Annotated in this window: 13 protein-coding genes and 1 pseudogene; 5 read left to right on the top strand and 9 right to left on the bottom strand. The window is 73.3% G+C overall.

Annotation, left to right across the window (positions count from 1 at the left end):
• Positions 1–18 precede the first annotated feature (18 nt).
• The 4 genes from IE182_RS28685 to IE182_RS28670 all read right to left on the bottom strand — a co-directional run bounded on the left by IE182_RS28685 (position 19) and on the right by IE182_RS28670 (position 4,321).
• Positions 19–831, bottom strand: coding sequence for a maleylpyruvate isomerase N-terminal domain-containing protein (locus tag IE182_RS28685; RefSeq protein ID WP_190112889.1), 813 nt, complete (start codon positions 829–831; stop codon positions 19–21).
• A gap of 30 nt (positions 832–861) precedes the next feature.
• Positions 862–1,947, bottom strand: coding sequence for an alpha/beta hydrolase (locus IE182_RS28680; RefSeq protein ID WP_190112888.1), 1,086 nt, complete (start codon positions 1,945–1,947; stop codon positions 862–864).
• A 111-nt stretch (positions 1,948–2,058) separates the two neighbouring features.
• Entirely contained in the window at positions 2,059–2,670 is a 612-nt protein-coding gene (locus tag IE182_RS28675) for a phosphoribosylanthranilate isomerase (RefSeq protein WP_190112899.1), read from the bottom strand.
• A 34-nt stretch (positions 2,671–2,704) separates the two neighbouring features.
• Positions 2,705–4,321: an APC family permease gene (locus IE182_RS28670; RefSeq protein WP_190112887.1), complete on the bottom strand. Its 1,617-nt coding sequence runs from the start codon at positions 4,319–4,321 to the stop codon at positions 2,705–2,707.
• A gap of 209 nt (positions 4,322–4,530) precedes the next feature.
• Between IE182_RS28670 and IE182_RS28665 the strand changes: the two genes are divergently transcribed.
• The 3 genes from IE182_RS28665 to IE182_RS28655 all read left to right on the top strand — a co-directional run bounded on the left by IE182_RS28665 (position 4,531) and on the right by IE182_RS28655 (position 7,973).
• Positions 4,531–5,754, top strand: a complete 1,224-nt coding sequence (locus IE182_RS28665; RefSeq protein ID WP_190112886.1) for an MFS transporter — start codon at positions 4,531–4,533, stop codon at positions 5,752–5,754.
• A gap of 70 nt (positions 5,755–5,824) precedes the next feature.
• A complete protein-coding gene (locus IE182_RS28660; RefSeq protein ID WP_229845193.1) occupies positions 5,825–7,282 on the top strand; it encodes a sensor histidine kinase in 1,458 nt (485 codons plus the stop codon).
• Positions 7,283–7,289: 7 nt separating this feature from the next.
• A complete protein-coding gene (locus IE182_RS28655; RefSeq protein WP_190112885.1) occupies positions 7,290–7,973 on the top strand; it encodes a response regulator in 684 nt (227 codons plus the stop codon).
• Between the two features lie 45 nt (positions 7,974–8,018).
• On the opposite strand, the pseudogene IE182_RS32565 reads toward IE182_RS28655, so the two are convergent.
• Positions 8,019–8,663: pseudogene (locus IE182_RS32565) on the bottom strand (phosphatase PAP2 family protein); the annotation flags it as partial.
• A gap of 191 nt (positions 8,664–8,854) precedes the next feature.
• Here IE182_RS32565 and IE182_RS28645 point away from each other — a divergent pair.
• The gene (locus IE182_RS28645; protein WP_190112884.1) at positions 8,855–10,858 is read left to right on the top strand and encodes a hypothetical protein; all 2,004 of its coding nucleotides are present in this window, start codon (positions 8,855–8,857) and stop codon (positions 10,856–10,858) included.
• A 54-nt stretch (positions 10,859–10,912) separates the two neighbouring features.
• Positions 10,913–12,451, top strand: a complete 1,539-nt coding sequence (locus IE182_RS28640; protein ID WP_190112883.1) for an ABC transporter substrate-binding protein — start codon at positions 10,913–10,915, stop codon at positions 12,449–12,451.
• A 25-nt stretch (positions 12,452–12,476) separates the two neighbouring features.
• Here IE182_RS28640 and IE182_RS28635 read toward each other — a convergent pair whose 3' ends face one another.
• From IE182_RS28635 to IE182_RS28620, 4 genes are all read right to left on the bottom strand, one after another.
• Positions 12,477–13,241 (bottom strand): PLL family lectin, encoded by a 765-nt coding sequence (locus tag IE182_RS28635; protein WP_190112882.1) that lies wholly within the window; start codon positions 13,239–13,241, stop codon positions 12,477–12,479.
• A gap of 136 nt (positions 13,242–13,377) precedes the next feature.
• A complete protein-coding gene (locus IE182_RS28630) occupies positions 13,378–14,751 on the bottom strand; it encodes a cryptochrome/photolyase family protein (RefSeq protein ID WP_190112881.1) in 1,374 nt (457 codons plus the stop codon).
• Between the two features lie 203 nt (positions 14,752–14,954).
• Complete coding sequence (locus IE182_RS28625; RefSeq protein ID WP_190112880.1) at positions 14,955–16,442, bottom strand: amino acid permease; 1,488 nt, start codon at positions 16,440–16,442, stop codon at positions 14,955–14,957.
• A 715-nt stretch (positions 16,443–17,157) separates the two neighbouring features.
• Complete coding sequence (locus IE182_RS28620; protein WP_190112879.1) at positions 17,158–18,285, bottom strand: L,D-transpeptidase family protein; 1,128 nt, start codon at positions 18,283–18,285, stop codon at positions 17,158–17,160.
• Between the last annotated feature and the right edge of the window lie 30 nt (positions 18,286–18,315).

The following is an 18,315-nucleotide window of genomic DNA, read 5'->3' as shown; positions in this document are numbered from 1 at the left end:
GGCCGGCGGGGGCGGCGCTCACTCGTGGAGCCAGAAGCCCGTCCCCGCCTGCCACGCCGTGAACAGCTCGGTGTCGCCGCCGACTTCCACGCCCCTGCCGCTGCCGTGCCGCCCCCGCCCGTAGACGGTCAGCAGCAGGCCGGTGAGCGGGCCGCGCACGACGGTGGCGGCCGGTCCCCGGCCGCGGCTCCAGACGAGGTGCTCGCCGCTGAGGCCGGCCAGCCACTGCGCGTCCGCCTCCACCGCCGTGTCGGTGGCGCGGAAGTGCAGGCGGCGGCCGTCCCCGAGCAGCTGCCGCAGTCCGGGGGCGGCCTCGAAGACCTCCGGGAGCGTGCCGAACTCCATCCATTCGTCGAGGGCGTCGACGGCCACGTCCTCGGCGACGGTGAACTCCCCGCCGGCCGCCCAGGTGGCGTCGGCCCGGTGGACGGCGGTCTCGTGCGTCATGCGCCGGGCCCAGAACAGGGGGCTGGCCTCGCTCTTCCCCGGAACGGGCGTCCACACCCGGGCCGCGGGCCCCGCGGCCCGCAGGGCCCCGGCCAGCCGGCCGGCCCCCTCGGCGAGGTAGGCGTCCAGCTCGCCGGGGTCCTCGTCGGCGCGCTCGGGGACGTCGTTGACCAGGTCGTCGGGGACGGGGCCTGTCCCGCGGGCCCGAACCACCTCGGCGGCCCACCGGTGGGCGCCGCCGAGGTGCCGCAGCAGCTGGCCGAGGTTCCAGCCGGGGCAGGTGGGCACGGGGGCCGCCGGGTCGGCGCCCCCGACGGAGGCCCTCAGCAGGTCGGTCTGCGCGACGATTTCGGTGCAGTAGCGCTCGTAGCTCAGCTGAACCATGCCGCCACGGTAGCGGACCCGGCGCCCGGGTCAGCCGGAGGGCGTGGGGCCTTCCATGTGCTTGCTGATCCACTCGATGGGTCCCTGGCCCATGCTGGGCACGTACGTTTTGGCGTTGTGCTCGCCGTCGGGGATCTCCCGGAGCATGGTGTGGACCGGGCCCTTGTTGCCGTACGCGGAGAGGAACTCCTTCGTGTTGGCCATGGACGTCTTCTCCTTGGTGCCCACCTGGAAGGCGAGGTAGACGTCCGGTCCCTTGACGTCGATCAGGTGCTGGGCCAGCAGCTCGGGGTTGTTCTCCTGCTTCTCCTTGTCGTGACCGGCCCACAGCGGGGAGTCGGGGACGATGTCGGGGCCGGAGGCGATGACGGCCTTGAACTTCCCGGGCTGCTTGAGCACGGCCTTGAGCCCCGCGAAGGCGCCGGAGGAGGAGCCCATGAAGGCCCAGCCGTCACGGGACTTCAGGGTCCGGAAGTTCTGCTTGATCAGATCCGGGACGTCCTCGGTCAGCCAGGTGCCCATCTTGGGCCGGCCGGGGATGTCGCTGCCGTCGTAGTAGTTCTTGTCGTCCGCGTTCAGGACCGGCATGGCGACGATGAAGGGCAGGCTCTTGCCCTCCTTGGACCACTCGGCGATCGAGGACTGCAGCTTGAGGTCGGTGCCCATCCAGTAGTTGACGGGATAACCGTTGCCGCCCGGGAGCGCGATGAGGACCGGGAAACCGCTCTTGGCGTACCGGGGGTCGTCGTACTGCTTCGGCGCCCACACCCACACCTTGCCCTTGAAGCCGGACTTCTTGCCGTCCAGCGTCACGACGCCGATCTTCGTGCCGTCGGTCAGGGTGTTGGCGACGCGGAAGTCGGCCTTGGGGCCGGTCGGCATCAGCGGCCCGGAGCCGCCGCCGTCCGTCCGGCCGGTGACGGTGTCGTCCTGTCCGAAGCTGAGCGGGTCGCCCTTGTCGGAGAAGACGTCGCAGGAGGTGAGGACCGGCCAGGCGATCAGGCCGAGGGCGACCGCGAGCGTCACCACGACCACCCACCTCCTGCCGCCGAGGGAGCGGCGGCCGGCGGGCCGGGGCCCCGGAGGACGGGGCGTCCCGTCGGGTATGTGCGTCATCCGTCGCCTCCCCGTCGGGGGAGGGTGTCGTGTGCTGTAGCCATGACACCGCAGCGTGACGCGGCGCTCTAAGAGCCTTGTAAGAACGGCCCGGTCCGGCTGCCGGGGAGGTCAGGCGGGGTCGCTCGCGCTCCGTGCCGCGGCGACGAACCGGGAGATGAGACCGGCGTCCTTCACTCCGCGGCTCGCCTCGACGCCGCTGGAGACGTCCACGCCCCAGGGGGAGAGCGTACGGACGGCGTGGGCGACGTTGCCGGCGTCGAGGCCGCCGGCGAGGATCCAGCGGCCCTGCGGCGGGACGAAGCGCGGGTCGGTCCAGTCCCACGCCTTGCCCGAGCCCGGGGCGGGGGCGTCCAGCAGCAGGAGGTCCTCACCGAGCGCGCCGCAGCGCTCGGGCCGCTGCGGGTCGGGGGCGGTGGCCCGCACCAGGGTGTAGCCCTCCTCGCCCAGCGCCGTGTAGTACTCGGGGCCCTCGTCCCCGTGCAGCTGGACGGCCCTCAGCCCCGCGGCGGCGGCCAGGGCCGCGACCTCGTCCAGGGGCTGGTGCCGGAAGACTCCGACGGTCAGGACGTGGGAGGGTACGCGGGCGGCGAGTGCGCGGGCCGGGGCCGCGTCGATGCGCCGGGGGCTGTCGGCGAAGACGAACCCGACCGCATCGGCCCCGGCGGTCACCGCGGCGTCCACGTCGACAGCCGTCCGCAGCCCGCAGATCTTGATGAACAGCTCACTCGCCTCCTCGTCGCAGCGTGAGGGAAGCCTACGTCAGGGGCGCGCCGGCCCGTCCGTCGAGCAGTGCCGTCCGTCTCATCTGCCGGACACCCGACCTGACCGCCCAGAAGAAGATCGCCGCGGTCACGGCGGCCACGGTGAGCGAGTCGTAGGGCGCGGGCAGCCTGCCGGAGCCCTCGAACGTGCCGAGCCAGGACAGCAGCGTCAGCACCGCGAGGTAGACGACCAGCCACAGCCCCTCGCGCACCTCGGTGGCAAGGGGACGGCCGTCGTGGCCGGAGCGCCGCATGACGAGGAAGAGCAGCAGGCCGGCGAGGACGAGGGGCAGGGCCAGGCGCAGGTCGTGCCAGCCCGACCAGTACACGAACTCGCTGGAGACGACGAAGCTGACGGGGGCGATCCAGCCCAGGCCGGGGACCCAGCCGGCCATGTCCGTGCCGGGGTCGGCGCGGAAGACGGCGACGGCCACGGCCGAGGCCGCGTAGATCAGCAGGTACATGTCGCCCATGATGCTGACGATGCTCTGCCATCCGCCGAAGGGCAGGAGGAAGACCACGATGACGGCCAGGTTCAGGACGAGGGCCCGGTGGGGGATGCCGGAGCGGCGGTCGACCTGCATGAAGGTCCGGGGCAGCGTGTGGTTCTTGGCCAGGGCGTAGGTGTGACGGGCGTTGAGCGCCACACCGACGTAGGCGGAGCCGCCGGGTGAGACGACCGCGTCGGCGTAGAGCAGGCTGGAGAGCCAGTGCAGGTTGAGGACGAGCGCCAGCTGGCCGAACGGGGAGTCGAAGTGCACGCCCTGCCAGCCGTGGCCGAGCAGGTCCTCGGGGACGGTGAACAGGAAGGCCAGTTGCAGGGCCAGGTACATCAGCAGGGCGAGGCCGATGCCGGTGAGGACGGAGGCGGGGATGGTGCGACGGGGGTTGCGGGTCTCGCCGGAGAAGTCGAGCGGGGCCTGGAAGCCGTTGACCGAGTAGACGATGCCGCCGCCCGCGAGCGCGGACAGGCAGGCCGCGTAGCCGTACGGGGCGAATCCGCCGTGGTCGGTCAGGCGCCCCGCATGCCACCCGGAGGCGAACAGGGCGATGACGGTGACCACCGGCACCACGATCTTGAAGACGGCCACGAGGGTGTTCAGCCGGGCGAACGTCCGTACCGCGAACCAGTTGAGGGCCGTCAGCAGCACGCTGAGCGCGACGGCGAGGCCGAGGCCGGTGGCGCTGAGCGTGCCGCCGTCGTAGATGCCGGGCAGGTAGTGGTCGGCGTACTGCATGATCGCGCTGATCTCGGCCGCGGTGCCGCCGACCGAGAGCAGCACGGACCAGCCGATGAGCGTGCCGACCAGCCGGCCGCCGGTGTACAGCGGCCAGCGGACCGTCCCGCCGCCCTCGGGGCGGGAGGCGCCGAGTTCGACCATGACGAGCGCCACCAGGCCGCAGAGCACTCCGGCGCCGACCCAGGTGAGCAGGGAGGCGGGCCCGGCCGTCCGGGAGGCGTACATGGCGGCGAAGAGCCAGCCGGATCCGACGATGTTGGAGAAGCCGATCGCCGTCAGGCCCCAGAACCCGAGGTCGCGGTGGAGCCGTCGTTCCTGCACGGCCTCCTCGGGGGCCCCGGCCTCCACCGGAGTGTGATGGTCCGACATGAGGTGGTCCTCCTGGTGTCCCGTTCCCGGCCGACGCTCGGACCAACGTATTCCGTCCGGGTCGGCGCCCCCGCCCGTCGCGGGGTGCGGCGCGCAGGGCCGTACCCCCGCCTGCGGGAGACGATGCCTGCGAATTGACAACGAGAGTGCGTCAATGGCTGCTCATCAGGTGTTGGACCGCGGGACCCGGCCGCGACGAGGGTGGGGGCATGTCTTCCGCTCCTCCCTCGCGCAGCCCTTACACCGCTCTCTTCGCCGTCCCCGGTGCGGCCGCCTTCACCGCCTGGAACGTGCTCGCACGGCTGCCCATGGGGATGTTCGGCGTCAGTGCGGTGCTGATGATCTCGGCCGCCCGGGGGTCGTACGCGCTCGCCGGGGCCGTCACGGCGACCGGGCTCGCGGCGACCGCGGTCGTCGGGCCGTGGACGGCCCGGATGGTGGACCGCTACGGGCAGGCCCGCGTGGCGGTGCCCGCCGCCTCGGTCGGCGTGCTCGGGTCGCTGGGCCTGGTGGTGTGCGTGCGGTACGACGCGCCCGCGTGGACGCTGTTCGCCGCGTACGCCGCCACCGCGACCACGCCCAACACCGGTGGCATGTCGCGCGCCCGCTGGGCGCACCTCTTCCGTGACGACGCGGCGGCCCGGCACACCGCGAACTCCTTCGAACAGGCCGTCGACGAGGCGTGCTTCATGCTCGGTCCGGTGCTGGCCGCCTTCCTGTGCACGACCTTCTTCCCGGAGGCGGGCACCCTCGTCGGCGCCTGCATGTTCCTGACCGGCACGGTCCTCTTCGCCGCCCAGCGTCGCACCGAACCCCCGCTCTCCCCCCGCCCGTCCTCCTCGGGCTCCCTGCTGCGCGGCAATGCGGCCCTGGCCCTGCTGCTGGCCGTCTTCGTCTGCACCGGCGCCCTCTTCGGCTCGCTGGAGGTGGCGACCATCGGCTTCGCCGACGAGCAGGGGCACCGGGGGGCGGCGGGCGCGGTGCTGGCCCTGCAGGCGGCCGGCTCCTGTGCGGCGGGGCTGCTGTACGGGCTGGCCCGCCCGGCGGGCCCGGCCGGGGAGCGCTTCCGGCGCTGCCTGGCCCTCATGGCCGCCCTGGCCCTCCTGCCCCTCGTCGTGGCGGGCACCGGCAGCCTCCTCGCCCTGGCCGGCGCCCTCCTCGTCGCCGGCATGGCGACCGCGCCGACCATGGTCACCGGCATGGGCCTGGTCCAGAGCACGACGCCGCCGGACCGGCTGAACGAAGGCATGACCCTGGCGGTGACCGGGTTGCTGGCCGGCATCGCGGCCGGTTCGGCCGCGGGCGGCTGGAGCGTGGAGCACCTCGGAGCGGCCGTCGGCTTCGTCGTCCCGGCCACGGCCGCTTCCCTGGCCCTGCTCACCGCGGCGACCGGCCGCGCCCGTGCCCTGCGCGGGGCGCCCGCGGGCTCCTGACGACGCGTCGCCCCGCGCCCCGCCCGGGCCCCCGCCGCGGGGCCCCGGGCGGGGCGCATACCGTGCACCCGTGCACGGAACGACGACGACAGACAGCGGGCCCGCGGCGCGGCGCGACCCGGGAGTCCTGCTCGCGGTGGCCGCGGCGACGGCGGCCGGGCTGAGCCTGACGAGCCTGTGGTGGGCCCTGCCGGCCATGGCCGCCGCCTTCTTCGCCGGCCATCGCTCGGGGCGGACCTGGCCGATGGCGGCCGCGCTGAGCGTCCTGGTCGCGGCGGGGGCGGCCGCGGTGGTGAACCTCCCGACCCTGCTGGGGCTGGGCACCCGCTTCGTGGCGATGGTGGTCGGCGCCGCCCTGCTGCCCTGGTTCGCGGGTCGCGTCTGGCGCCAGTACCAGGAGCTGGTGCGGGCCGGCTGGTCCCGGGCGGAGCAACTCGAACGCGAGCAGCGGCTGGTGGCCGAGCAGGCCCGGCTGCGCGAGCGGGCCCGCATCGCGCAGGACATGCACGACGCGCTCGGCCACGACCTCAGCCTGATCGCGCTCTCGGCCGGGGCGCTCAAGCTCGCGCCCGGGCTGGCGGACGCCCACCGGGCGGCCGCCGAGGACGTGCGGGCGCGGGCGGCCACCGCGGTCGAGCGGCTGGGCGAAGTGATCGGCATCCTCCGGGAGGAGACCCAGGAGGCGCCCGCGGGACCCGCGGACTTCAGCATCGCGCGGCTGGTCGAGGGCGCCAACGCCTCCGGTCTGGAGACGGCGTTGCACACCGACGGGGAGGCGGGCGAGGTGCCGGCGGTGGTCGAGCGGGCGGCGCACCGCGTCGTGCAGGAGGCGCTGACCAACGTCGCCAAGCACGCGCCGGGGGCGGGCGCACGGGTCCACGTGGCGCACACGGCCACCGAGACGGTGGTGACGGTGGAGAACGCTCCCCCGCCGGCGGGCCCCGTCCCCGCGGGCCCGCTGCCCGGGGGCGGCCGCGGCCTGGTCGGCCTGGACGAGCGGGTGCGGCTGGCCGGCGGAACGTTCAGCCACGCCCCGCGCGCCGACGGCGGCTTCACCGTCACCGCACGGCTGCCGCACACCCCGGCCCTGCTGCCCCCCGCCCCTCCGGGCCTGCCCCCCGCCCCTCCGGGCCTGCCGGCCGCCCCCGCGGCCCTGCCGCCGGAGCACCGCCGGGCGCGCCGCCGGGCCGGACGGGCGCTGGTGGCGGCGGTCGTCGTGCCGTTGCTGGCCACCGTGGTGCTCACCGGCGCCCTGACGGTGTGGGGGTCGCTGACGCTCTCGCAGTCGGTCCTCGACCCTGCCCACTACGCGGCGCTGCACGTGGGGCAGAATCGCTCGGAAGTGACGGGACTGCTGCCGGCCCGTCAGCTGCCGTACCGGCCACGGGCGGCCGAGCCGAAGGGGCGGGGGGTCGAGTGCGCGTACTACGCGGTGACGGCCGACCGGTTCGTGGACGCCTCCGGGGACGCGTACCAGCTCTGCTTCCAGCACGGCCGGCTGCTCACCCTCGCCGTGCTCAAGGAGTGAGCCCCCGATGATCCGCGTACTGGTCGCCGACGACGAACCGATGATCCGGGCCGGGGTGCGCGCCGTGCTGTCCACCGACCCGGAACTGGACGTGGTCGCGGAGGCCGCGGACGGGCACGAGGCGGTGGAGCTGGTCCTGCGCCACCGCCCGGAGGTCGCCGTGCTGGACGTCCGGATGCCGCGGACGGGCGGCATCGAGGCGGCCGCCCGCATCCGCGACCTCGCGCCGGGGACCGGGGTCGTGATGCTGACGACGTTCGGCGAGGACGACTACATCCTCCGGGCGCTGGCGGGCGGTGCGGCCGGCTTCCTCGTCAAGTCCGGTGCGCCCGAGGAGCTGATCGCAGGCGTCCGTGCGGTGGCCCAGGGCGCCGCCTACCTGTCACCGAAGGTCGCCGCCCGGGTGGTGGCCCATCTGGCGGCCACCGGGGCCGGCAGCGCCGCCGGGCGGCGTGCCACCGCCCGCGAGCGGGTCGCCGCCCTGACCGCCCGGGAACGGGACGTGCTGTGTCACCTGGGGGCCGGCCTGACCAACGGTCAGATCGCGCGGCGGCTGCACGTGGTGGAAGGAACGGTCAAGGCCCACGTCAGCTCGATCCTGGCGCGCCTGGGCGTCGACAACCGGGCCGCGGCCGCCGTCGTCGCGCACGAAGCGGGCATGACTCCCCCGCCGGAGCCATCCGGGCCCTGAGACCAGGCGGACGGCGAGCGGCAGCAGGGCCAGCAGGGCTGCGGCCGCCACCGCCCCGCCGAGCACAGCACCGGCCAGCACGTCGTGCGGGTAGTGCACGCCCACCGCGACGCGCAGCAGCGCGGCGAGGCCGGCCACGGGCAGGGTGACGGCGGCGAGCCGTGGGCGCACCATGGCCAGGCCCACGGCGAGCGCGGCGGCAAGGGTCGCGTGGTTGCTGGGGAACGACCAGTCCCCCACCTCCGGGCACGGGTCGAGCGCCGTGACGCCGCGCAGCGCGCGGCAGGGGCGCTCCTCGTCGACCGTCACCTTCAGGGCCTCGCTGACCGCGTAGGCCGCCACCATGCCCACTCCGGCCAGCAGCACCCCGGCCACGGTGCGCTCGTCGCGGCGGCGCAGGGCCGTCCAGCCCGTCCACACCAGCAGTAGGCCGAGCACCACCAGCGTGCCCTCGGTGGCCAGGCCGAGCAACGCGCCCGCCCAGCCCGGTGCGTCCGCCGCGGTTCCCGCGACGGAGCGGTACGCCGACGCCGAGGCCCCGGCGGTCACCCGCACCGCGCCCTTCCCGGCGGTACCGTCCGGTGCCGCCCACCACAGCACCCCGGCCGCCACGGCCAGCACTCCGGCGGCGGCCGGCAGGCGCCACCGGGGCTCCTGGTGGCGGCTTTCACGAATCGTTCTGTGTTCCATGCGTCGAACCTATGGACGGGGAATCGACGACACCCGACCCGAAGGGCAACCCCCGCCCCTGACGTTCGTCGGGGTTGACCCGGAACGAGCCACTGGATCTCGTCCTGACCGTCGCGCGGAGCGCACTCGCGTGCCAGCATTCTGTAACCGTCGGCGCCGTGCCGTGCGCCGGCGCAAGGGGGGCGAACGGCGTGCCGGAACCATTCACACGGCCCGTGGGGATCCAGGGCATCGAGGCGCTGTACCAGGAATGCCGCACCCGGGTGCAGGGAGGGCGCGGCGATCAGGGCGGCCCCGGGCTGCCCGTCCTGGTGCTGGTCGGCAAGCGGGGCAGCGGCAAGAGCACGGCCCTGGAGTGGCTGGGCTACCTCGGCTCCCACCGGCCGCACGCCCTCTACGACTTCGGCTCGGCCGCGCCCCGCCGGCCCCACGAGATCGCCGGCCTGCTGGCCTACGGCCTCTCGCACCGCTTCGCCCGGCAGCCCGCGCTGCTCTTCCCGCGGCTCACCCTCGGCCTGGTCGCGGTGGACCCCGCGCTCTCCCTGGACCCCAACGACTCCCGGAGGGCCGGCCGTCAGCTCCGCCGCTCGCTGCAGGAGGCCCGCGCCAGCTCGGCGGTCGCCGACCACGCCGCCGGGATGGCGGAGCTGCTGCAGGACCTCAACCTGCTGCAGATACCGGGGGTCGGCCTGCTGGCCGGCCTGATCCGGCATCCACCGCGCCTGCCGCTCGGCCTGGCCCGGCGCACCGCGCTCGCGTGGTACGCCGGACCGCACACCGCCCTGCACGAACTCGTGGCCCTCAACCGGCTCAGCAAGAGCAACGCCCCCATCGACCGGGCCGCGGTGGACCGGCGGCTGTGCGCGGCGTTCCTGGCGGACCTGCGCGGCGAGTACGCGCGCCGCAGGCGCGACCGCAACTGCGTGGTGCTGCTGGACAACATCGACGCCGACGGCGGCCGTGAGTTCCTCGACCTGCTGATGCAGCTCCGCGACGTCGCCGACGGGCCCGACCCGCTCCTGGTCGTGGCCACCGCGTCGGACACCGGGAAGATTCCCGGCCCCTTCGCACCCGGCCCGGCAGGGGTGGTGATCCACGCGCCGGAAGAGACCTCGTACGCCGGCTGGGCGCAGGCCGTACCGGACCCTCCTCCGGACACGTCGTGGCGCTGGTACTGCGTGGAGCTGCGCGACCTGACCGCCGGCGAGGTCTCCCAGCTCGGCGCGTCCGTGGCCCAGCGCCTGCCGGAGGCGCCCGGGCTCGTCCACCACCTGACGCGCGGTCACCCCTGGAGCGCGCACCGGCTGCTCGACGCGGCAGCACGCGCCGTGGGGCGCGAGGACCCCGAGGCGCTGCTGCGCGGGCTGCTCTCCGCGAGCGCCTCGGCCGACGGCGCACCACAGGGGCCGCCCGTCGACAGCGCGGTGCTGACGGACGTCCTCCAGGAGCTGACCGACGACCAGCGGGCCGCGCTGGTGACGTGCTGCGCGGCCCGCGCGTTCGACTCCGCGTGCGACGCGGGCCTGCTGGACACCTTCTCCCTGCACACGAGCAGCACCCTGGCCCGCGCCATGGGCACCCGGCTGTGGCTGGTGGACCCCGTTCCGCAGGACGCCGGGGTGCGCGGCGGCCGCGGCTCGGGCTATCTGAACGGCTCCCACCCCAGGCCGCTGCCCGGTGGTCCGGTCCTGCATCCGTGGCTGCGGCTGCTGCTCTGCCAGGAGCTGGCCCGCTCGCCGCAGCAGTGGGAGGCGGTGCACGAACGATTAAGGGTCTGGCACCTGCAGCACGGCCATCCGCTCGACGTGCTCCACCACGCCCTCGCCCTCGGCCGGCTGGACGACGTCGTCGACCACCTCGCCGGGCAGCTGGTCGAACTCGACAGCACCGAGGCGTGGTTGTACGAGCTGTACGCGATCACCGCCGCGCCGCTGCGCGAACCGGTGGTGGCCGGGCTGACGGCGACCCTGCGGGCGGACCGGCTCGCCGCCGCGCTCGCCCCGCGCTCGTTCGCCGGGCGGCGGGCCCTGACCGTCCTCGTGACCTCGCTGTGGCTGGCGACCGACCCGCGCAACCGGCTGCCGCGGGCGCGGCCCGAGCTCAACCTCACCATCAGCTCGATGTTCCAGGACCTGGCCATGCGTTCCGACCCGCGCAGGGTCGGGCTCCGGCACGAGGCCGCGAAGTACATGTGAGCACCGCACCGCATCCCACGCCTGTCCGGTCAGCAAGGAGCCCCGATCATGCCCGTGAGCCCACGACCCGACGAACTGCGCCCGTGGTGGAAGGGGTGGCTGGGGATCGGCGTGCTCGTCGTCGTCGCCGCCCTCGTCGCCGGGGTCTCCCTGTGGCTGGTGCAACGGGCCGACGAGGCCGAGCGGTGCACGGACGGGGAGCCGAACCTGGTCTGGAACGGTTCGGGGGCGGAGCGGGAGTGCATCGGCGTCATGGACGAGACGCACTTCGCCTTCGCCCCCCAGCTGAGGGACATCACCGAGCGGATCGCCAAGGAGAACCAGCGGGTCCGCGACCAGTGGGAGAAGCCGGAGGCCGGCAAACGCCCGGTCCCGTACGTCAAGGTCGCCCTGCTGACGCCCATGACGACGAGTGACACCAGCGCCCTGCCCATCGAGGAGATCAAGAGCAGTCTGGAGGGCGCCTACACCGCCCAGTGCCGGGCCAACGTGTGCCCCGGCCTGTCGCAGGACTCCCCCGGCATCCACGGGACGACGCCCCAGATCCAGCTGCTCCTCGCCAGCGAGGGCAAGCACCAGGACCGGTGGCAGCCGGTGGTCGAGCAGCTGGCCGGGCTGACCGGCGGCAGCCATCCCCTGGTCGCCGTGGCCGGCCTGGGCATCAGCGTCCCCGACACCCAGGCCGCCGCGGAGGAGCTCAGCAAGCGGAGGATCCCGGCGATCGGCGCCGTCCTGACCGCCACCGACCTCGACGCCAAGCGCCTGTTCAAGGTCTCGCCGTCCAACTCCGACTACACCAGGGCGCTGCGGCAGCGCCTGGACAAGCTGCCCGCCGACCAGCGCCACGCCTACCTGGTGTTCGACAGCCGGAACGACAACTACGTGCAGACGATGCGCAAGTCCTTCGACGAGACGTTCCCGGAGTACATCGAGAACCGCAGCGTCTCCTTCGTCGGAACGACCGGCAACAACACGGAGGGCGAGCCGGGGCTCTTCGTCAACGCCCTCAACAACATCTGCCACACCAAGTCGGAGCTGGTCCTGTACGCCGGCCGCGGCCGCGACCTGCCCGGTCTGGTGAAGGCCCTCTCGACGCGCGGCCAGTGCGGCCACACCAGGCCCATCACCATCGCGACGGGCTCGACGGGCGCCGTGCAGCAGGCCCACCAGGTGGTCAACCTGCTCAAGCAGAGCGACATCACCATCCTCGAAGCCTCCTCGGCCGCCGCCGAGCAGTGGATCAAGGGCGCCGAGGCGCCGACCGGCTTCAAGCCCTTCTACCAGAGCTTCAAGGAGCTCAAGTTCCCCGACTCGGCGCTCCACGACGGCTACGCGATCATGCACCACGACGCCGTGCAGGTCGCGGTCCTGGCGACGCGCATGGTCACCGCCCAGACCGGCCGGGCGACCCCCGACGTCGAGACCGTGTACCTGCAGATCACCAACCTGCACGACGCGGGGCGGGTCACCCTCGCCAGCGGTGACCTGAGCTTCGACGACCACTCGGCGGGCTGGCCGCACAACAAACCCGTGCCCATGATCCAGGTTCCCCCGGCCGACGGGCGCCCGGAACCTCCGTACCGGACGCCCTGAGCCGGGCCGGGCCTGCGGGAGCGGCTCAGGCGCAGTCCTTGCGGGCGCACAGCTCCCACGGGCCCCACGACCCGGCGTGTTCGTCCTCGGTGATCTGCCAGGAGCGGTCGCGGTTCCACTCGCGGGCGACGATGCTCAGCCGCCCGTCGGTGAGCTGGGTGACCGAGGTGGGCGAGCCGAGCCCCGCGTAGGGGTCGGGCAGCCTGCCCATGCCGCGTACGGGTCCCCACCCGTCGGAGCCGGTGGCGTCCTCGGTGCGCACCTGCATCGCGTCGGCCCCCGTGGCGGAGGCGAAGGCGTGCAGCCTGCCGTCGCGCTCCCGGAAGAGGTAGAGGCCGCCGTGGTAGGGGGCCGGGCTCAGCCCGAAGCCCTCGGCGGGGCTCCAGCCCTCGCCGTCGGGGTCCTGGACGGTGTGGCAGAAGCCGCCGCGGGAGGAGAAGAACACCTCAAGGCGGCCGCTGCCGTTCGCGACGGGGATCACCTGGTAGAGCTTCGGGCCGACGGCGGTGCCGCTGACGCGTTCCCACGCGCCGTACGCGCCGCCCGGCTCGTCCTGCTGCCGGTGCCAGAGGAAGGGCAGGTACGAGGCGGGGCCGGGCTCGTCGTAGAACTGCTGGAACTGGTCGATGCGGCCGTCGCCCCGCGACACCGACAGCATGTCGCCCGAGGCCCGGGCGGGACTGCCGGGGGCGCTGCTGTCGGCCGTGCACGGGGTGGCGGCCCGGGCGGCGGGGGCGGTCACGGCCGCTCCCCCGCACGCCAGCACCACCGTGATCACGCTGTTCAGCACTGCTCGTAACGGTCTTCGGTACACGATCGCCGAACCTCCCCAATCGATCGATCCTGACGGGCGGTGCACATCCTTGCCCACGGGATCGGGACTGACCAGAGCGCCGCGTTCCGCTGCCGGCCTCCGGGCCCCCGCGTCAGGGCGTCGGCTCGCCGCGGGCCCGCCGGAAGCGGGCCAGGCCCTCGGCCAGGTCGACGACGGGTCCGGGGTAGCCGAGGCCGTCGCGTGCGGCCGCCGGGAGCAGCCACGGGCGGTGGACGGCGGCGCCCTCGATGCCGGCGAGTTCGGGCACCCAGCGGCGTACGTAGTCGCCCTGCGGGTCGAAGCGGCGGGCCTGGGTGAGGGGGTTGAGGACGCGCTGGGGGCGGGTGTCGCTGCCGGTGCCGGCGGCCCACTGCCAGTTGAGCTGGTTGTTGGCCACGTCTCCGTCGACCAGCAGGTCCAGGAAGTGTGCGGCGCCGACCCGCCAGTCCACGTAGAGGGTCTTGGTCAGGAAGCTGGCGGCGAGCAGCCGGGCACGACCGGGCATCCAGCCCTCGTGCAGGAGCTGTCGCATGCCCGCGTCGACGATCGGATAGCCGGTCCGTCCCTCGCGCCAGGCCGCGACCTCCTCCGGGGCGTCCCGCCAGTGGTCGCCGCGGGGGCGGTAGTCGTGGCGGCCGGCGTCGGGGCGTGCGGCCAGCATCTGGTGGTGGAACTCGCGCCAGGCGAGCTGGCGCACGAAGGCGTCGGCGCCCGCGCCGCCGTGCCGGCGGGCCCGGTGCAGCACCTCGACCGGTGACAGGCAGCCGAAGTGCAGGTACGGGGAGAGCCGCGAGGTGCCGTCCGCGGGGAGGTCGTCGTGCTGCCGGGCGTAGGCGTCCAGGGGCCCTGCCTCCCAGCGGCGCAGCCGCTCGCGGCCGGCTTCCTCCCCGCCCTCGGGGAGGCCCGGTGACGCCGTGCCGGGGGCCAGCGACGCCGCGGAGGGCAGCGCGTCGGAGCGTACCGGGGGGACGGTGAGCGCGCGGGGTGCCGGGAGCACGTCCCGGACGGGCTCGGCCTGCCAGCGGCGGAAGTACGGGGTGAAGACCGCGTAGTGGTCCTTGCCGGAGGGGACGACCGCCCCGGGGGCCACCGCGGTGACGACGCCGTCGTGCACGCGCAGCTCGCGCCCGGCGCGGCACAGGGCCGCCCGCAGGCGGCTCTCGCGACGGGCGGCGTAGCCGCTGGGCCCGGCGGCGACGTGGACCGTGGGGGCGCCGGTCTCCTCGGCGACCCGGCAGGTCTCCTCGACCACCTCGCCGTGCCGGACGACCAGCCGTCCGCCGCGGGCCCGCAGGGCGGCGTCCAGAGCTGCGAGGGCGTCGGCGAGGAAGGCGGCCCTGTTGGGCACGAGGAAGCCGGCGGCGGCCACCCCGCTGTCCACGACGAACAGGGGCACGACCTGCTCGGCCGTGGCGAGCGCCGACCGCAGCACGGGATTGTCGTGCACCCGCAGGTCCGCGGTGAACAGCGCGACCGCGGCGCTCACCGGTGCTGACGCGGGGGCATGGCGGCTCCGGGTCGCGCGGGGACGGGCAGGGGGTACGTAGCGTAACCGATGCGCTACCCGCGGCCGGGGCCTGTGAGCCCGGCGCGGCGGCGGGCCCGGCCGGGGCGGGGCGGGCAGCACGAAGGCGCCCACCCGGTCGTGCCGGGTGGGCGCCTTCGTTGGGGGTTGCGGTGCGGCGGGGGTTACTCCTTGTCGGCCCCGGCCTGCTGCAGCGCGGCCTCACCCTGGATGCGGGCGACCTTGCCGCGGACCAGGAACCAGCCGCCGACCAGCGCCGCCACGATCAGCGGCAGGCACAGCACGGTGGTGCGGCTCGCGCCCTCGTCGGAGGCCATGATGCCCAGCACGCCGGCCAGGAAGACCAGGGTGATGATCTGGGTGTACGGGGCCCAGGGCAGCTTGTAGCCGGGGCGGGTGACCCGGCCGTCCTGCGAGCGCTTCCAGAAGAGCAGGGAGCAGACCATGATCATGCCCCAGGTGCCGATGATGCCGATCGCGGCGAAGTTCAGCACGATCTCGAAGGCGTCCGCCGGGACGACGAAGTTCAGACCGACACCGAGGACGCAGAAGAACGCGGTGAGCAGGATGCCGCCGTAGGGGACCTGGCCCTTGTTCATCAGGCCGGTGAACTTCGGCGCCGAGCCCGACATGGCCATCGAGCGCAGGATGCGGCCGGTGGAGTACAGACCCGAGTTCAGGCTGGACAGCGCCGCGGTGAGGACCACGAGGTTCATCACGCCGGCCGCGTACGGCACGCCGATCTTCGACAGGACGGTGACGAACGGGCTCTCGCCGGCGATGAAGGAGGTGTAGGGCAGCAGCAGCGCCAGCAGGATGACCGAGCCGACGTAGAAGAGGCCCACGCGCCACATGATCGAGTTGATCGCCTTCGGCATGATCTTCTCGGGGTTCTTGGTCTCACCCGCGGCGACGCCGCACAGCTCGACCGAGGCGTAGGCGAAGACGACACCCTGGATGACCATCAGCATCGGCACGACACCGGTCGGGAAGATACCGCCGTGGTCCATGATGTTGGCCAGGCCCGGGGTGCTGTCACCGATCTTGTGCTGGCTGGCCAGCAGGAAGATGCCGACGACCATGAAGATGGTGATCGCGGCGACCTTGATGATCGCGAACCAGAACTCCATCTCGCCGAAGTACTTCACCGAGATGAGGTTCACGGTGAGGACGACCGCGAGGGCGATCAGGGCGAGGATCCACTGCGGGATGTCGCTGAACATGCCCCAGTAGTGGGTGTACGTGGCGACGGCCGTGATGTCGGCGATGCCGGTGGTGGCCCAGTTCAGGAAGTACAGCCAGCCGGCCGTGTAGGCGCCCTTCTCCCCCATGAACTCACGTGCGTACGAGACGAACGCGCCGGAGGAGGGGCGGTACAGCACGAGCTCGCCGAGCGCCCGGACGACGAAGAAGGCGAAGAGGCCGCAGACCGCGTAGGCGATGAAGAGCGAGGGGCCCGCGTTCGCGAGGCGCCCACCGGCGCCGAGGAAGAGGCCGGTGCCGATCGCTCCACCGATGGCGATCATGTTGACGTGGCGGGACTTGAGGTCCTTGCTGTAGCCGGCGTCACCGGCGTCGACGTGCGTGGACGTCGATGCCGGAGCGGAGACGCCGGTCTCGGTGTCGGCCGCAGTAAGGGTGCGGTCACTCATGTGTGTCTTCGCCTTCTTTGGAGGGGGTGCAGGACCGGGCCGCGTGTCGGTGGTGCCTGGTGGCTTCCTGCGCGCGCGGCGGACGGGTCACGGCATGCGTGATCGTCACCCGCGGGCACGGGAGGCCGTTCGACGAGGGCCCGGTACCCGGGATCCGGCTGGCGACGCCTGCTCCCGGGCGGGTTTCGGGGGAATGTGGATTCAGCTGTGACGGGCGGTGCCCCGTTTCCCCTGGGAACGGTCTTGGGGGAGGCCAGGCCCCGAAGCCTGGCCGACCGGGGAAGGGGCGGGAGTGCGGGTCAGCTCCTCGGAGCTAAGCGCGGTCGCCGGTCGGTTGAGTCCATGCCGTGAATGGTGTGAGGCGCGTAAGGGCGGCGTCAAGAGTTCACGGGAATTTGACTTTGCCCTGCGTACGCGCTGGATACGCGCTGGTCAGGGGCTAGGGGGGAGGTCGGGTCTTACCCCGTTCATCCTGCACACGGGCCGACTGCCCAGTGACCACGGGGCCGTCGGCGCCTGACGCGCCGGACCTCGGGTAACGAGCGGTAACCACCCCTCTGACCTGGGGTGACATAGACCACAGCGGGCCTCGTCGGGGCCTGAAAAGCCCCTGTGAAGATCAACGACAGCACCGTGCCCCCGCTCCTCCCGGCGCCGGTCGGGGCGTCGGCGGGAGCGGGGGCACGAGAAGGCGGTCAGGCGGTGCCGGAGGCGCTCACTTCACGGCGGAGCGCTTCTGCCACTGCTGCCAGGTCTCCTGCCAGACCTCCAGACCGTTGCCGACGTCGGTCTTCTTGGTGCTGGTGGTGTTCTTGACCTCGACGGTGGAGCCGATCAGCAGGAAGTCGTAGACCTTCTTGGCGTCGGCGGTGGTCATGCCGAAGCAGCCGTGGCTGTTGTTCTCCACGCCGACGGAGTTGTTCCAGGGCGCCGAGTGCAGGAAGGTGCCGGACGCGGTCAGGTGCGTGACCCACTTCGAGGCCAGCATCCACTCATTGCCGTGGCCGATGGTGGCCGAGTCCATGACCTCGTCCGCGTTCTTGCTGCGCACCGTGTGGATGCCGCCGCGGGTGGGGTCGACGGGCGAGCCCGCGGAGCCCTTGATGGTGCCGACGGCCTTGCCGTTCTCGTACATGGTCAGGGCGTGGGCCGGCACGTCGATGACGGCCTTGCGGTCGGCGCCTATGGTGAAGCCGAAGTCGTAGTTGCGCGCGAACCAGCCGCCCTCGCCGGAGTCGATGCCGGTCAGGTTGCCGTTGACGGAGACCTTGGTCCCGGTGGGCCAGGGGTCCTTCGGCCGCCAGTCGATGCGGTCCTGGCCGGAGTAGTCGGTCACCCAGCCCCAGGCCCCCTCCACCTTCGGCTCGGTGGTGACCTTGAGGGCCTTCTCTATCTCCGCGCGCTTGCCCTGGTCGACCTTGTGGTCGAAGAGGATCGAGACCGGCATGCCCGTGCCGACGGTCTGGCCGTTGCCGGGCTGGTTGGTGAGCTTGTTGACCTTCGGGGCCTGCCGGGTGGTGAAGGTGGCCGTGGAGGAGGACTCCTTGCCCTTGCCGTTCTTGCCGCCCTTCGCCGTGGAGCGGACGGTGTAGGTCGTCTTCGGCCCCACCTTGCCGTCCGAGGTCCAGGACGAACCGTCGGCCGCCAGCTGCCCGGTGACCTTCTGGCCCTTGTCGTCCTTCACCTCCACACCGGTGAGCCGTCCGCCGTCGGCCTTCACGGATATCGGCGAGCCGAGCGCGACCTCCTTGCCGTCGGCGGGAGTGACCGAGATGCGGGCCTCCGGGCCCGCATCGGCGCTGCCGGAGCCCCCCGAGCAGGCGGTGAGGACGAAGGAACCCATGAGGGCGGATGCCAACAGGACGGAGCGACG

This window comes from Streptomyces cinnamoneus, assembly GCF_014650495.1.
Taxonomy (GTDB): domain Bacteria; phylum Actinomycetota; class Actinomycetes; order Streptomycetales; family Streptomycetaceae; genus Streptomyces; species Streptomyces cinnamoneus.
Note: the sequence above shows the minus strand (reverse complement) of the source record. Positions and strands in the feature narration are given on the sequence as shown.

Excerpts from the sequence above, each read along its gene's own strand:
- IE182_RS28685 (WP_190112889.1), bottom strand. The coding sequence starts at position 831 with ATGGTTCAGCTGAGCTACGAGCGCTACTGCACCGAAATCGTCGCGCAG.
- IE182_RS28680 (WP_190112888.1), bottom strand. The coding sequence starts at position 1,947 with ATGACGCACATACCCGACGGGACGCCCCGTCCTCCGGGGCCCCGGCCC.
- IE182_RS28670 (WP_190112887.1), bottom strand. The coding sequence starts at position 4,321 with ATGTCGGACCATCACACTCCGGTGGAGGCCGGGGCCCCCGAGGAGGCC.
- IE182_RS28665 (WP_190112886.1), top strand. The coding sequence starts at position 4,531 with ATGTCTTCCGCTCCTCCCTCGCGCAGCCCTTACACCGCTCTCTTCGCC.
- IE182_RS28655 (WP_190112885.1), top strand. The coding sequence starts at position 7,290 with ATGATCCGCGTACTGGTCGCCGACGACGAACCGATGATCCGGGCCGGG.
- IE182_RS28625 (WP_190112880.1), bottom strand. The coding sequence starts at position 16,442 with ATGAGTGACCGCACCCTTACTGCGGCCGACACCGAGACCGGCGTCTCC.
- IE182_RS28620 (WP_190112879.1), bottom strand. The coding sequence starts at position 18,285 with ATGGGTTCCTTCGTCCTCACCGCCTGCTCGGGGGGCTCCGGCAGCGCC.